The organism is Cupriavidus sp. OTU4054, assembly GCF_038440175.1.
Taxonomy (GTDB): Bacteria; Pseudomonadota; Gammaproteobacteria; order Burkholderiales; family Burkholderiaceae; genus Cupriavidus; species Cupriavidus pauculus_D.
This window is the reverse complement of record NZ_JASATF010000013.1, coordinates 22,687-35,513: the sequence shown is the minus strand read 5'-3', so window position 1 is coordinate 35,513 and position 12,827 is coordinate 22,687. Positions and strand designations below refer to the sequence as shown.

The following is a 12,827-nucleotide window of genomic DNA, read 5'->3' as shown; positions in this document are numbered from 1 at the left end:
GCGGCTTCCGGTCAGTTCATGAAGCTCTGCGCGAGCGAGCCGAGCAACAGCTGCCATCCATCGACGAGCACGAACAGCATGAGCTTGAACGGCAGCGAGATCGTCGCGGGCGGCACCATCATCATACCCATCGCCATCAGCACGCTGGCGACGACGAGGTCGATGATGAGGAACGGGATGAAGATCGTGAAGCCGATCTGGAACGCGGTCTTCAGTTCGCTGGTCACGAAGGCGGGCACGAGGATCGACATCGGCACGTCTTCGGGACCCTGCATCTCGGGCGCCTTGGCCATCTGCGCGAACATGGCGAGATCTTTCTCGCGCGTCTGGCGCAGCATGAACGCGCGCAACGGCGCGGCGGCCTTGCCGGCGGCGGCCTCGAGGCTGATCTTGTTTTCGGACAGCGGCTTGTAGGCGTCGGTGTAGATCTTGTCGAACACCGGCGACATCACGAAGAACGTCAGGAACAGCGACAGGCCGACGAGCACCTGGTTGGGCGGCGAGGACGCCGTGCCGAGCGCGTTCCGCAGCAGGCCGAGCACGATGATGATGCGCGTGAAGCCCGTCATCATCAGCATCGCCGCCGGCAGGAACGACAGCGACGTCATCAGGATCAGCGTCTGGATCGACAGCGACCAGATCTGACCGCCACCCGGCGCAGGCTTGCTGATTACGCCGGGCAGGCCCTGTGCCGACGCGAGGGACGGCGACAGCAGCGCGAGCGAGAGCAGCGCGAGGGCGGCAAGGGGCCCCACGGCCTTGGGCAAGCGCCGCGCAATCGCGGCACGCACGTTGTTCATGACTTCTTCAGGTTTTCCTGCATCGACCGCAGCAGCCGTTCGGCGAACGAGCCGGACATGCCGTGCGGCGGCTGGGTGCCGGTGCCGGACGTACTGCCGTACACATGCGCGGCGCGGTCTGCCGGTGCCGGCATCGTATGGAGCGGACGGATCTCGCCGGCGGAGACGCCGAGCACGATCCAGGTGTCACCCACCTCGACCATCACCAGACGCTGGCGCGCGCCGAGCATCAGGCTGCCGACGACCTTCATCGCGCCGCCGCCGTTGGTATGGCGGACGAGGCCGGTACGCCGCGCGATCCATGCAATGGCAAGGATCAGCGCGATGACGCCGAACAGGCCAAGGCCGGCCTGCGCGAGGCTGCCGCCAGTGCTGATGGCCGGTGCCGCGCCGTGGTTGGCGGGGCTGGCCGCCACACTGCTGGCGGCGCTGGCCGTGCTGAGCACGAGCGCGTCGGCGGCATGAGCGGCCACCGAGGCCATCGACAACGCGCCGGCGCACACGCGGCGAATGAAAGGCCGGCGCACGAACGGCCGGCCCGTTACGGCTGTCATTTGTTGAGCTTCCGGATACGTTCCGACGGCGTGATGATGTCCGTCAGGCGAATGCCGAACTTGTCGTTGACCACCACCACTTCGCCCTGGGCGATCAGGTAGCCGTTGACGAGCACGTCCATCGGTTCGCCGGCCAGGCCGTCGAGTTCCACCACCGAACCCTGCGCGAGTTGCAGCAGGTTCTTGATGGGCACCTTGGTGCGGCCGAGTTCCACCGTCAGTTGCACCGGAATATCGAGAATCATCCCGATATCGTTGTGGAAGCCGGTCGGAGCGTCCTGCGCCAGCGGCGGGAACACGGCGGCTGCCGCAGGAGTTGCCACGGGCGATGCCGCGGTAGGTGCTGGCGTGGCGGCAGGTTCTGCCTCGGCACTGGTCTGCTCCGCGAGGGCGCTGGCCCAATCGTCCATCGGATCGACCGGCTTGTCCTCTTTGCCGTCAGTCATGATCGGTTTCCTTGTTGGAATCGGTGTCTTGGTAATTGATCATCCGTTCTACGCGCAACGCGTACTGGCCGTTCATCGTGCCAAAACCGCATTGCATGACGGGCACGCCATCGACCTTGCCGAACAGATGTTCCGGCAGTTCGATCGGCAGCACGTCGCCGGCGCGCAGCGCGAGCACATCGCCCACGGTGCTTTCGAGATGGGTGAACTCGGCCACGAGCTCGACTTCCGCCGAGCGAAGCTGGTCGGAGAGCTGGCCGAGCCAGCGCTTGTCGACCTCGACCTCATCCTGCAGCGGGTTGGTCAGCAGCTCGCGGACCGGCTCGATCATCGAATAGGGGAAGCACACATGGAGCTGGCCGCCCACGGCGCCGAGCTCGATATGGAACGCGGTGGTCACCACGACCTCGGTCGGGATCGCGATGTTGGCGAACTTGGTATGCATCTCCGACCGGACGAACTCCAGGTCGATCGGATGCACGGTGCGCCAGGCTTGTCCGTAGCTGTTGAGCGTCAGGTCCAGCATGCGCCGGATGATGCGCTGCTCGGTCTGCGTGAAGTCGCGGCCTTCCACACGCGTGTGGAAACGGCCATCGCCGCCGAACAGGTTGTCGACGACGAGGAAGACCAGGTTCGGGTCGTACACGAAGAGCGCGGTGCCCCGCAGCGGCTTCATGTGGACCAGGTTCAGGTTGGTCGGGACCGGCAGGTTGCGCACGAAGTCGCCGTACTTCTCGATGCGCACGGTGCCCACCGAAATGTCGGCGCCGCGGCGGATGAAGTTGAACAGCGCCGACCGCAACGAACGCGCGAAACGCTCGTTGATGATCTCGAGCGTGTGCAGACGGCCGCGGACGATGCGTTCCTGCGTCGCGAGGTTGTAGGGACGGATCCCGGTCTCGTCGGCCGCGGGTGCGCTGCTGGCTTCGGGCGTATCGGCTTCTCCCGATACACCTTTCAGTAGTTCGTCAACCTCGTCCTGCGAGAGGAACTTGTCGTAGGCCATCTAGTGTCCTGCCCCATGAACGGCTGTGTAAATATCAAATTGCTTGGGTTCGCGGGGCGGCCCTGCCTTACTGCACCACGAACGATGTAAACAAGACATCCAGGATCTTCTGCGGCGGCAGACCCGTCGCGAACGGCTGGCTCACCGCCTGCTGGATGTCCTGCGCCAGCTTGCGCTTGCCTTCCACGGTCGCGAGATCGGCCGGCTGGCGCGCCGACAGGATCAGCAGGATGCGGCTGCGCGCTTCCGGCTGGTACTGCTGGAGACGCGCCTGCGTTTCGCTATCCGCCACCTTCAGCGACAGACCGGTGTGCAGGAAGCGATCGCCGTCCTCGCTCTTGAGGTTGACGGTGAACGCATCCAGCGGCACGAAGATCGGCGGCGGCACGACCGGAGCGGCCGGAGCCGCCGGAGTGTGGCTGCCACCGAAGACGCTGCCGAGCACGAAGCCGCCAACGCCCAACGCTGCCACCAGCACGCCGCCGCCAATCAGCAGCAGTCGGCCGCGCTTGCTGGGGTTGCCGCCAGTCTGGGAGGGGGAAAGCGTGTTCGCCATGAGAAGCCTGTGTCGAATTGCCTGCCATTCTTCCGGAATCGCAGACAAGCAAAGGGCCGATAAAAAGGGGGAAACCCGCTCAGCTTGGCCGTTTGAGCCGAACGGGCGTGGCAAGGCGCTGGCGTGTGCATGCCAATCGCCCCTGCATGCATTGGTTAACGAATCGCCCGGGCGGAACTTAAGACACCCGTGTCGCGAAAACAACGGACGTGCGGCGCTGCTCGGGTCTTCTATGTCGATTTCAGGGGACGGGCTAGGCTGGACAAGGCTTCGCGGTCGTTACTCTTATATAAGATATAAGACATTTGATCTCTCTCCCACTTCGGATTACAATCACGGCGGCACGGTCGGCTACGCCGATCGCTGCGACGAGACAGAAAAGAACTGAAAACCCTATTACCAGCAGGTTCCCATGCTTGATAACTATCGTGCCCATGTCGCCGAACGCGCCGCGCTTGGCATCCCTCCGCTGCCGCTGACCGCGCAGCAGACCGCCGACCTGATCGAACTGATCAAGAATCCGCCGGCCGGCGAAGAGCAGACCCTGCTGGATCTGATTACCTATCGTGTGCCGGCTGGCGTGGATGACGCCGCCAAGGTCAAGGCTTCGTACCTGGCCGCCGTGGCACTCGGCAGCGAGAAGACGCCGCTGATTTCGCGCGCTCGCGCTACCGAACTGCTGGGCACGATGCTCGGCGGTTACAACATCTCGCCGCTGATCGAGCTGCTCGACGACGCCGAAGTGGGTGCCGTGGCCGCCAACGGCCTGAAGACCACGCTGCTGATGTTCGATGCCTTCCACGACGTCAAGGAAAAGGCCGACAAGGGCAACGCCCACGCCGCCGCCGTGATCAAGAGCTGGGCCGAGGGCGAGTGGTTCACGAGCCGTCCGGAAGTGCCGCAAAGCCTCACGATCACCGTGTTCAAGGTGACCGGCGAAACCAACACCGACGATCTGTCGCCGGCCCCGGACGCCTTCTCGCGCCCCGACATTCCGATGCACGCGCTGGCGATGCTGAAGAACGCGCGCCCCGGCATCACGCCGGAAGAAGACGGCAAGCGCGGCCCGATCAAGTTCATCGAAGACCTGAAGGGCAAGGGCAACCTGGTCGCCTACGTCGGCGACGTGGTGGGTACGGGCTCGAGCCGCAAGTCGGCCACGAACTCGGTGCTGTGGTTCACGGGCGAAGACATCCCCTACGTGCCGAACAAGCGCTTCGGCGGCGTGTGCCTGGGCAGCAAGATCGCTCCGATCTTCTACAACACGATGGAAGATGCCGGCGCGCTGCCGATCGAACTCGACGTGTCGCAGATGGAAATGGGCGACGTGATCGAACTGCGTCCGTACGATGGCAAGGCGCTGAAGAACGGCCAGGTCATCTCCGAATTCAAGGTCAAGTCCGACGTGCTGTTCGACGAAGTGCGCGCCGGTGGCCGTATTCCGCTGATCATCGGCCGTGGCCTGACCGCCAAGGCACGAGAGGCGCTGGGCCTGGCCCCGTCCACGCTGTTCCGTCTGCCGCAGAACCCGGTCGACTCCGGCAAGGGCTTCACGCTGGCGCAGAAGATGGTCGGCCGTGCGGTTGGCCTGCCCGAAGGCAAGGGCGTGCGTCCGGGTACGTACTGCGAGCCGAAGATGACTTCGGTGGGTTCGCAGGACACCACGGGCCCGATGACGCGCGACGAACTGAAGGACCTCGCGTGCCTCGGCTTCTCCGCGGACCTCGTGATGCAGTCGTTCTGCCACACCTCGGCCTATCCGAAGCCTGTGGACGTGAAGACGCACCACACGCTGCCGAAGTTCATGAGCACGCGCGGCGGTATCTCGCTGCGTCCGGGCGACGGCGTCATTCACTCGTGGCTGAACCGCATGCTGCTGCCCGATACCGTGGGCACCGGTGGCGACTCGCACACGCGTTTCCCGATCGGCATCAGCTTCCCGGCAGGTTCGGGTCTGGTGGCGTTTGCCGCGGCCACCGGCGTGATGCCGCTGGATATGCCGGAATCGGTGCTGGTCCGCTTCAAGGGCAAGATGCAGCCCGGCGTGACGCTGCGCGATCTGGTCAATGCGATTCCGCTGTACGCGATCAAGCAGGACATGCTGACCGTGGCCAAGCAGGGCAAGAAGAACATCTTCTCGGGCCGTATCCTCGAAATCGAAGGTCTGCCCGACCTGAAGGTGGAGCAGGCATTCGAGCTGTCCGACGCATCGGCCGAGCGTTCGGCTGCCGGTTGCACGGTGCGCCTGAACAAGGAACCGATCATCGAATACATCAACAGCAACATCACGCTGCTGAAGTGGATGATCGCGCAGGGCTATGAAGATGCACGCAGCCTGCAACGCCGTATCAAGGCGATGGAAGCGTGGCTGGCCAAGCCGGAACTGCTCGCGCCCGATGCGGACGCCGAGTACGCCGCCGTGATCGAGATCGACCTGGCCGACGTGCACGAGCCGATCGTGGCCTGCCCGAACGACCCGGATGACGTGAAGACGCTGTCCGACGTGGCCGGCGCCAAGATCGACGAAGTGTTTATCGGCAGCTGCATGACCAACATCGGCCACTTCCGCGCCGCGTCGAAGCTGCTCGAGGGCAAGCGCGACATTCCGGTGAAGCTGTGGGTGGCACCGCCGACCAAGATGGACCAGAAGCAACTGACCGAGGAAGGCCACTACGGCGTGTTCGGCCAGGCCGGCGCCCGCACGGAATCCCCGGGCTGCTCGCTGTGCATGGGCAACCAGGCACAGGTCCGCGAAGGGGCAACGGTGATGTCGACGAGCACGCGTAACTTCCCGAACCGTTTGGGCAAGAACACGAACGTGTACCTCGGCTCCGCCGAACTCGCCGCCATCTGCTCGCGCCTCGGCCGCATCCCGACCAAGGAAGAGTACATGACCGACATTGGCGTGATCAACGCCAACGGCGACAAGATCTATCAGTACATGAACTTCGACAAGATCGAAGACTTCAAGGAAGTGGCGGACACCGTCACGGCCTAAGCTCTCGGGCTTATTGAAAACCCCACGCGCAGTGATGCGCGTGGGGTTTTTTTGTTACGTGCAGTGCGATTCGCGCCTGGACCTAAAAAGCAGAAAGGGCGCTCGCGCGCCCTTTCTTAAGAGATGCCTTTGGGGCATCGAGTAAATGGGTGCCATTTGGGACACCAAGTAACCCGAGCATCGGGGCATTCGCCGCCGCAGTTGTCAAGCGCGACTGCGGACTTGCGAACGACTGAAGCATTCGGCATGGATTGCGATGCCACGAGGCTGCTGTGACCTCAGTCATCCGGAAGGCCCCAAGTGATTTCGAGTGGGCGATGTTAGATGAGTCGGAGGTGGGCATCCATCGCACTTGTGCGATTTCATTTATGGCGACCGCCTCACGCACGCTGACTAGCGCTTGTGCCTTCGCCAGCCGTGAGATCTGCCTCGAATGTCGCAGTTGCCAGAAATCATAATTGGCTTGCAGGCCAAGCCATGTTTCGGCAGTCGGACCGCCAACCCACTGCTCAAGTCGAACGGCCACCTCGGTGCTTACGCTTGCGCGCGCGTTGATCACGCGCGACAACGGTCCGGAGTTCGCTGGTAAGGTGCTGGATGCGTGGGCCTACGAGGCAGGCGTTACGCTTTCGTTCATTCGACCGGGCAAGCCTGTGGAGAATGCCTATATCCAGAGCTTCAACGGTCGGTTCCGCGACGAATGCCTGAACTAACACTGGTTTGTTTCGATGCGTCACGCCAAGACGCTGATTGTCTAATCGCATGCCGTACTAAAACCGGGGGCAGGTCAGAACGGTCCACGCGCGCGTACGCGGATCCTTCACCGCTATTCAGTCCTCTTATGATCGGGCATGAAGGCGACGCTCGGCGTTGTTCTGCGGAAGCTCGTGACGGGCGTGGCGTATTCAGACGGAGCTGAAAAAAGCCCCGCATCGGCAGGGCTTCTCAAACCTTGGAAGTGGTGCATTCAGCGGAGAATTCCAACGTAAGCGCCGCCTTTGAAGTTTGTTTCCTCTTCCCATTTCCGGAGTTCTTCCGCCCTGGCCCTCAACGCCTCAACGCTCATGTCGGGTCTTGCGAAAAGGGCACGCACGCGAGCGAGTGCCGCGCGTTCCTCATCAGCTTCGGTGAGGCGGGGCTTGGCGACAAGTCGAGGTTTAGCAGTAGCTCTATTAGCCATGACATCGTCCCGGGTTGGGAATCAGCAAAACAACATTGTTCAATCTTACTAGCTTCTCACCGGGCGCGTCATGGTGCGGGCGCTTCGGCCTCTGATGCGCGCGACGCGAAACCCATGTGAGGAGTAATACTCTATCGTTTCCTTGAGAGGTGCGTCGAGCACAATGTACGCCGAACCAAAAACTGCAGCGACGGCTTCGAGAACCGCTTCGATGGCCAAGAATCCCTTCCCCTTTGATTGGTCTTGATGCTCGTCGCGCTCGATGAACAGCAGCTTCGTATGAAGCCCTGCCTTTGAAACGCGGATCAGAGAAAGAATGCAAACGATCTCCGCTGTGCGTATCCCGACGAAGCAGCTTTTCGTGGTGGAACCGCACTTGCGCCGAGCGGCGTCCCAGTTAAGCTTTGCCACGGATCTCCATTTGCCGATGATGTCTGGGACCTGTCGGCTATGCACAATTTCGGCCTGAGCCGTAAGGTCGTTCATCAAACCTCGAATTCTGTCCTGTGCCACGTCGAGTGCGAGTTGAACTCTCTTTATAAAGCGCATACGCGCTTCCGAACGTACCGACATTTTTCACCGTGGGGTTGTTCTACGAGGCGGCCGCCGCTGGAGCCGCATGTTTGTGAGCGGTGATAGTAGAAGAGTCGATAGTGGGCATCCATCGGCGTTATGCGAAATATTCCTTCCGAACGTAAAAGCCCACGCGCAGCGATGCGCGTGGGCTTTTGCTAGGCGTGCAGACTTACGCCGCGAAGCCGCCATCGATGTTCAGGTTGGCGCCCGTCACGAACGCCGCTTCCGGGCTCGCGAGGTAGGCGACCATGCCCGCGATTTCTTCGGGGCGGCCGTGGCGGGGCAGGGCCATCAGGCCGTGGAGGGACGTTGCGAAGTCGCTGTTCTCCGGATTCATGTCGGTGTTCACAGGTCCCGGCTGGACGTTGTTCACCGTGATGCCCTTCGGACCGAGGTCGCGGGACATGCCCTGCACCAGGCCCTTGAGCGCGGACTTGCTCATCGCGTAGGCGGCGCCGCCGGCGAACGGCATGCGGTCGGCGTTGGTGCTGCCGATGTTGATGATCCGGCCGCCTTCGCCCATGTACGGCAGCGCTGCCTTCGCGGCGACGAATACTGCGCGGACGTTCACCGCCAGCGTCAGGTCGAAGTCCTCGAGCGAGAACGCCTCGACGGGGCCGAGGCGCAGCACGCCTGCATTGTTGACGAGGATGTCGATCTTGCCGAATTCGCGTGCGGCCTCGTCGATGGCCCTGGCCAGTGCGGCCGTGTCGGCGGCATCGGCCTTGTAGGCCTGGGCGCGGCCGCCCTCGGCGCGGATGGCGTCGGCCAGTGCTTCGGCGCCCGCGGCCGACTGCTGGTACGTGAAGGCGACCGCCGCGCCCGCGTTGGCCAGCCGGCGGACGATGGCGGCGCCGATGCCGCGTGCGCCGCCCGTGACGAAGGCGACCTTGCCGGTCAGGTTGCGGGCGATCGTGTCGTTCAGCGTGTTGTCGAGGTTCGTGCTCATGTTCAACTCCAGTTCGAAATCAGTAGAAGGTGAACGGAGTATGGTCGCCGCACTCCCGTACCGGTAGTAATGAAAAAGCAGAAACTTCTTCAACCAAAGGTATAAGACTGGTATAAGCTGCTTTCCATATGGAAGCGCTCAACCTTCTCGAATCCTTTGTGCAGTCGGCCGATACGGGCAGCTTCTCGGCCGCCGCGCGCCGCCTGGGCCTTACGCCGGCCGCAGTCAGCAAGAACGTCGCGCGGCTGGAGTCGCACCTTGGGCTGCGCCTGTTCCAGCGGAGCACGCGGCGGCTCACGCTCACGCAGGGGGGCGAACAGTTCTTCCGGCAGGTGTCCGATCCCTATGCCACGCTGCGCGACGCATTCGCGGGCGCCGCGCAGGATGCCGGTAACCCGACCGGCGTGCTCAAGGTGGGCATGGGCCTCGCGTTCGGCCGCGAGCATCTGTTGCCGTTGCTCAACGATTTCCTCGACCGGTATCCGGCGATCGTGCTGGACTGGCACTTCGACAACCGCGCCGTTGACCTCATCCGCGACGGATTCGACGCGGCGATCGGCGGCGGTATCGAGCTGACCGAAGGCGTGGTCGCGCGCGAGCTCGCGCGCACGCATGTCGTGGTCACCGCCTCCCCCGCCTTCATGAAGGGTCGCCCCATGCCGCGGCACCCGTCCGACCTCGCCGAGCTCGATGGCATTACACGGCGGTCCGCTTCGACCGGACGCGTGCGCGCATGGACGCTGCGGAGCGCGGTAGGCGAGGAAGCCCTCGCCGTGCATCGCACGCGCGCGATCTTCGACGATCCCGAGGCGATGGCACACGCCGCGATGCAAGGGCTGGGCATTGCACTGCTGCCCATGCCTCACGCGGCGCGGTGGCTGGAGTCCGGCGCGCTGCAGCGCCTGTTGCCGGGCTGGTGCGCCGACAACGGACCGATCTCGCTCTACTACCCGAACAAGACCCTGCTGCCCGCCCGCACGCGCGTGTTCATCGACTTCGTGATCGATGCCTTCCGCGCACGCGGCATCGCCCGGCGCTTTGACGGTCGCTGAGCCATCTATACTCGTCACATCCCATTCGCGCGGCCTGCCCCATGACCGAACCCGCCGACGAGCGTCCCGTGCCTCCGCCCCCGCCACCGACCGTGCCAGCGGGATTCCGGCAGGGCATTATCACCGCCATCACGGTACTGCTCGGCTTCTCCCTCGCGTTCTGGCGTTTCTGGGGATTCGAGAGCACGGGCCGATGGAGTTCGCTCTCGATCCTTGCCGGTGCCTGCCTGCTGCTGGCCGTTGCGCTGCAGATCGTCGCGCTGTTCCGCGCGCTGCGCATCGAGGACGATGCCGTACCCGAGTATCGCCGCACCGTACGCTGGTTCATTGCGTCCGCCTTCGCGCTGCTTATCGGCCTGGCCGGCGCGATGATCGACGCCGCGCTGGGCGACTAACCTGTGAAGCAAGTATTTTTGTAATGACTGTCTCCGCGATCTAAGCTGGCTGAGCGACCTGCCCCGCGATTCGTTCCACAACGAGATTGGAGACACTCATGAACGCGTCCAGAAAATGGTGCAGCGCCGCGCTCGCCGGCATGCTGGCCATCGGCCTTGCATCCTGCGGCGGAAGCGACGATGACGATCCGGGCGTGGCGCCCACGGTCCAGTTGCTTTCGTCGCAACCCGACTACGTGACAGGCGGCACCGCATTGATCGACGTCGCGGTACCGACCACCGTCACCGACAAACGTCCGCTGCAGATCACGCTCAACGGCAACGACGTCACCAGCCAGTTCCAGCCGAGTCCGGCCAACGGTTCGCATCGCCAGGCCGTGGTAACCGGACTGACCAATGGGCTCAACAGCGTGGTCGCGCGCGTCGGCAAGGCGTCGTCGACGATCACGATGACCAACTATCCGATCACGGGCCCCGTGATCTCCGGACCGTGGCAGACACCGTTCATCTGCCAGACATCCACGTTCCTGTTGCCCGACGGCTCGACGCTCGGCGCCGCGCTCGACGCCAACTGCTCGGCGGCCACACGCGTCACCTACATGTACCAGTCGACGACGGACGGTACGCTCAAGCCGATGACGAGCACCGCCGCGCGTCCGGCCGACGTTGCCACCGTCACCACGCTCGCGGGGCAGCAGGTGCCGTTCATCGTGCGCGTGGAAACGGGCACCGTCGATCGCGGCATCTACCAGAACGCGGTGCTGCACGATCCGACGACCGAGAGCGCGCCCACGCCGCTGAAACCGCCCAAGGCCTGGAACCGGCGCATGATCGCCATCGAAGGGTTCGGTTGCCCCGGCGGATGGTACGTTCAGGGCGGCGCGCAGGGCAACCTGCAGAGCGCGGGCTTCGACTTCAGCCTGCTCAACGTGCAGCGGCTCGCGGAAGGCTATGCGATGTTCGCCAACACGCTCCAGCATGCGTCGAACAACTGCAATGCCGTGCTGGCAAGCGAGGCCGCGATGATGTCGAAGGAAGCCGCGATCAAGACGTTCGGCGTGCCCGACTTCACGGTCAGCGCCGGATGCTCGGGCGGGTCCTACGGTAGCGCGCAGCCGGCCGACCGCATCCCCGGCCTGTTCGATGGCGTGATGCTGCTCTGCACGTTCCCCGATCCGCTCGGCATCGCGTTCTCGGGGTCGGACGGCCATCTGATCACGCACTACATCACGGTCAATCCAACCGCGTTCACGGACGCGCAGATCGCCGCGGTCACGGGATACAAGAGCCGCAAGGCATTCGAGGATGCCGCGAACCAGGCAGGCCGCACGGACCCCGTGCCGAATCGCGTGGACTATGCCGGGTATGTGTCGGCGCCGTTCAACGCGATCGTGCCCACCGCACAGCGGTATGACCCGGTCTCCAATCCAACGGGTATTCGCGGTACGGTCTACGACGCGTCGAAGAACATCTACGGCGTGAATCCCGCAACGGGTTTCGCACTGCGGCCGTTCGACAACGTCGGCGTGCAATACGGGCTCGCGGCGCTCAATGCGGGATCGATCACGACCACGCAGTTCCTTGATCTCAACGAACGGATCGGCGGCTACGACCAGGATGCGAACTACGTTCCCGCACGTACGGTGGGCGACGCGGGCGCGATCCTGCGCGCGCAGCAGAGCGGCTTGCAGCTCGGCACCAATGGCGGCCTTGCCAGCATTCCGGTGTTCGACGTCACGGGTATCTACAACGACGACTCCGGCTATCACTACCAGTGGTTCCACTTCGCCGTGCGCGAGCGCATGGTGCAGGCCAATGGCGATAGCCGCAATCACGTGATGTGGCGCGGCAATCCGGTGCCATCGGCCAACGCGTGGAACACCTTCATTCAATGGGTGGCCGCGTACAAGGCCGACAAGACCGGCACGGCGCAGAAGGACAAGGTGGTGGCGTACAAGCCGGCGGCGGCCGTGGATGGATGCTGGAGCGACGCGAACACGTTCGTCACGGAGACGCAGACGCTGAGCCCCATCGCCAACACCACCTGCAACGGCCTGTTCCCGTCGTGGACGGCGCCGCGCATCGTGGCCGGCGGCCCTGTTGCGGCCAATATCATCAAGTGCACGCTCAAGCCGATAGCCGCCACCGACTACACGGTGATGTTCTCGGGGGCCGAGATGACGCGGCTCCAGCAGATCTTCCCGAACGGCGTATGCGACTGGAGCAAGCCCGGTATCAACCAGACCGGCGTGGTGCCGAACGGCTCGTTCGGCCCGTCGCCGGTCAACGTGGTATTCGATATCACCAAGACCTGA

General features: G+C 63.8%; 11 protein-coding genes and 1 pseudogene. 5 read left to right on the top strand and 7 right to left on the bottom strand.

Annotation, left to right across the window (positions count from 1 at the left end):
- Window positions 1-11: 11 nt before the first annotated feature.
- The 5 genes from fliP to fliL form a co-directional block, all read right to left on the bottom strand.
- Entirely contained in the window at window positions 12-800 is a 789-nt protein-coding gene (gene fliP, locus AAHB16_RS16555) for a flagellar type III secretion system pore protein FliP (RefSeq protein WP_223851601.1), read from the bottom strand.
- A complete protein-coding gene (gene fliO, locus AAHB16_RS16550; RefSeq protein ID WP_342051543.1) occupies window positions 797-1,282 on the bottom strand; it encodes a flagellar biosynthetic protein FliO in 486 nt (161 codons plus the stop codon). Before fliO ends, fliP begins: the two co-directional genes overlap by 4 nt.
- Window positions 1,283-1,350: 68 nt before the next feature.
- Window positions 1,351-1,800: a flagellar motor switch protein FliN gene (gene fliN / locus AAHB16_RS16545; protein ID WP_150376338.1), complete on the bottom strand. Its 450-nt coding sequence runs from the start codon at window positions 1,798-1,800 to the stop codon at window positions 1,351-1,353.
- A complete protein-coding gene (fliM, locus tag AAHB16_RS16540) occupies window positions 1,793-2,806 on the bottom strand; it encodes a flagellar motor switch protein FliM (protein WP_150376340.1) in 1,014 nt (337 codons plus the stop codon). Before fliM ends, fliN begins: the two co-directional genes overlap by 8 nt.
- A gap of 67 nt (window positions 2,807-2,873) precedes the next feature.
- Window positions 2,874-3,362, bottom strand: a complete 489-nt coding sequence (gene fliL / locus AAHB16_RS16535; protein ID WP_150376342.1) for a flagellar basal body-associated protein FliL — start codon at window positions 3,360-3,362, stop codon at window positions 2,874-2,876.
- 412 nt (window positions 3,363-3,774) lie between these two features.
- Between fliL and AAHB16_RS16530 the strand changes: the two genes are divergently transcribed.
- Both AAHB16_RS16530 and AAHB16_RS16525 read left to right on the top strand, forming a co-directional pair.
- Window positions 3,775-6,360, top strand: a complete 2,586-nt coding sequence (locus AAHB16_RS16530; protein WP_342051486.1) for a bifunctional aconitate hydratase 2/2-methylisocitrate dehydratase — start codon at window positions 3,775-3,777, stop codon at window positions 6,358-6,360.
- A 554-nt stretch (window positions 6,361-6,914) separates the two neighbouring features.
- Window positions 6,915-7,070, top strand: a pseudogene (locus AAHB16_RS16525) (integrase core domain-containing protein); the annotation flags it as partial.
- A gap of 518 nt (window positions 7,071-7,588) precedes the next feature.
- Here AAHB16_RS16525 and AAHB16_RS16520 read toward each other — a convergent pair.
- Together AAHB16_RS16520 and AAHB16_RS16515 are read right to left on the bottom strand one after the other, a co-directional pair.
- Entirely contained in the window at window positions 7,589-8,026 is a 438-nt protein-coding gene (locus tag AAHB16_RS16520; RefSeq protein WP_342051485.1) for a hypothetical protein, read from the bottom strand.
- A 259-nt stretch (window positions 8,027-8,285) separates the two neighbouring features.
- Window positions 8,286-9,065 (bottom strand): SDR family oxidoreductase, encoded by a 780-nt coding sequence (locus tag AAHB16_RS16515; protein WP_191002287.1) that lies wholly within the window; start codon window positions 9,063-9,065, stop codon window positions 8,286-8,288.
- A 128-nt stretch (window positions 9,066-9,193) separates the two neighbouring features.
- Between AAHB16_RS16515 and AAHB16_RS16510 the strand changes: the two genes are divergently transcribed.
- From AAHB16_RS16510 to AAHB16_RS16500, 3 genes are all read left to right on the top strand, one after another.
- Window positions 9,194-10,117 carry a LysR family transcriptional regulator gene (locus AAHB16_RS16510; protein ID WP_342051484.1) on the top strand — a complete coding sequence of 308 codons (924 nt, stop codon included), beginning with the start codon at window positions 9,194-9,196 and terminating at the stop codon, window positions 10,115-10,117.
- Between the two features lie 41 nt (window positions 10,118-10,158).
- Window positions 10,159-10,512, top strand: a complete 354-nt coding sequence (locus AAHB16_RS16505) for a hypothetical protein (RefSeq protein WP_342051483.1) — start codon at window positions 10,159-10,161, stop codon at window positions 10,510-10,512.
- A 98-nt stretch (window positions 10,513-10,610) separates the two neighbouring features.
- Window positions 10,611-12,827, top strand: coding sequence for a DUF6351 family protein (locus tag AAHB16_RS16500; protein ID WP_150376352.1), 2,217 nt, complete (start codon window positions 10,611-10,613; stop codon window positions 12,825-12,827).

What these genes read in the sequence shown, in the direction of transcription:
- AAHB16_RS16500 (WP_150376352.1), top strand. Translation starts at nt 10,611, where the DNA reads ATGAACGCGTCCAGAAAATGGTGCAGCGCCGCGCTCGCCGGCATGCTG.
- fliN (WP_150376338.1), bottom strand. Translation starts at nt 1,800, where the DNA reads ATGACTGACGGCAAAGAGGACAAGCCGGTCGATCCGATGGACGATTGG.
- AAHB16_RS16530 (WP_342051486.1), top strand. Translation starts at nt 3,775, where the DNA reads ATGCTTGATAACTATCGTGCCCATGTCGCCGAACGCGCCGCGCTTGGC.
- AAHB16_RS16515 (WP_191002287.1), bottom strand. Translation starts at nt 9,065, where the DNA reads ATGAGCACGAACCTCGACAACACGCTGAACGACACGATCGCCCGCAAC.
- fliL (WP_150376342.1), bottom strand. Translation starts at nt 3,362, where the DNA reads ATGGCGAACACGCTTTCCCCCTCCCAGACTGGCGGCAACCCCAGCAAG.
- AAHB16_RS16505 (WP_342051483.1), top strand. Translation starts at nt 10,159, where the DNA reads ATGACCGAACCCGCCGACGAGCGTCCCGTGCCTCCGCCCCCGCCACCG.
- AAHB16_RS16510 (WP_342051484.1), top strand. Translation starts at nt 9,194, where the DNA reads ATGGAAGCGCTCAACCTTCTCGAATCCTTTGTGCAGTCGGCCGATACG.
- fliM (WP_150376340.1), bottom strand. Translation starts at nt 2,806, where the DNA reads ATGGCCTACGACAAGTTCCTCTCGCAGGACGAGGTTGACGAACTACTG.
- fliO (WP_342051543.1), bottom strand. Translation starts at nt 1,282, where the DNA reads ATGGCCTCGGTGGCCGCTCATGCCGCCGACGCGCTCGTGCTCAGCACG.
- AAHB16_RS16520 (WP_342051485.1), bottom strand. Translation starts at nt 8,026, where the DNA reads ATGAACGACCTTACGGCTCAGGCCGAAATTGTGCATAGCCGACAGGTC.
- fliP (WP_223851601.1), bottom strand. Translation starts at nt 800, where the DNA reads ATGAACAACGTGCGTGCCGCGATTGCGCGGCGCTTGCCCAAGGCCGTG.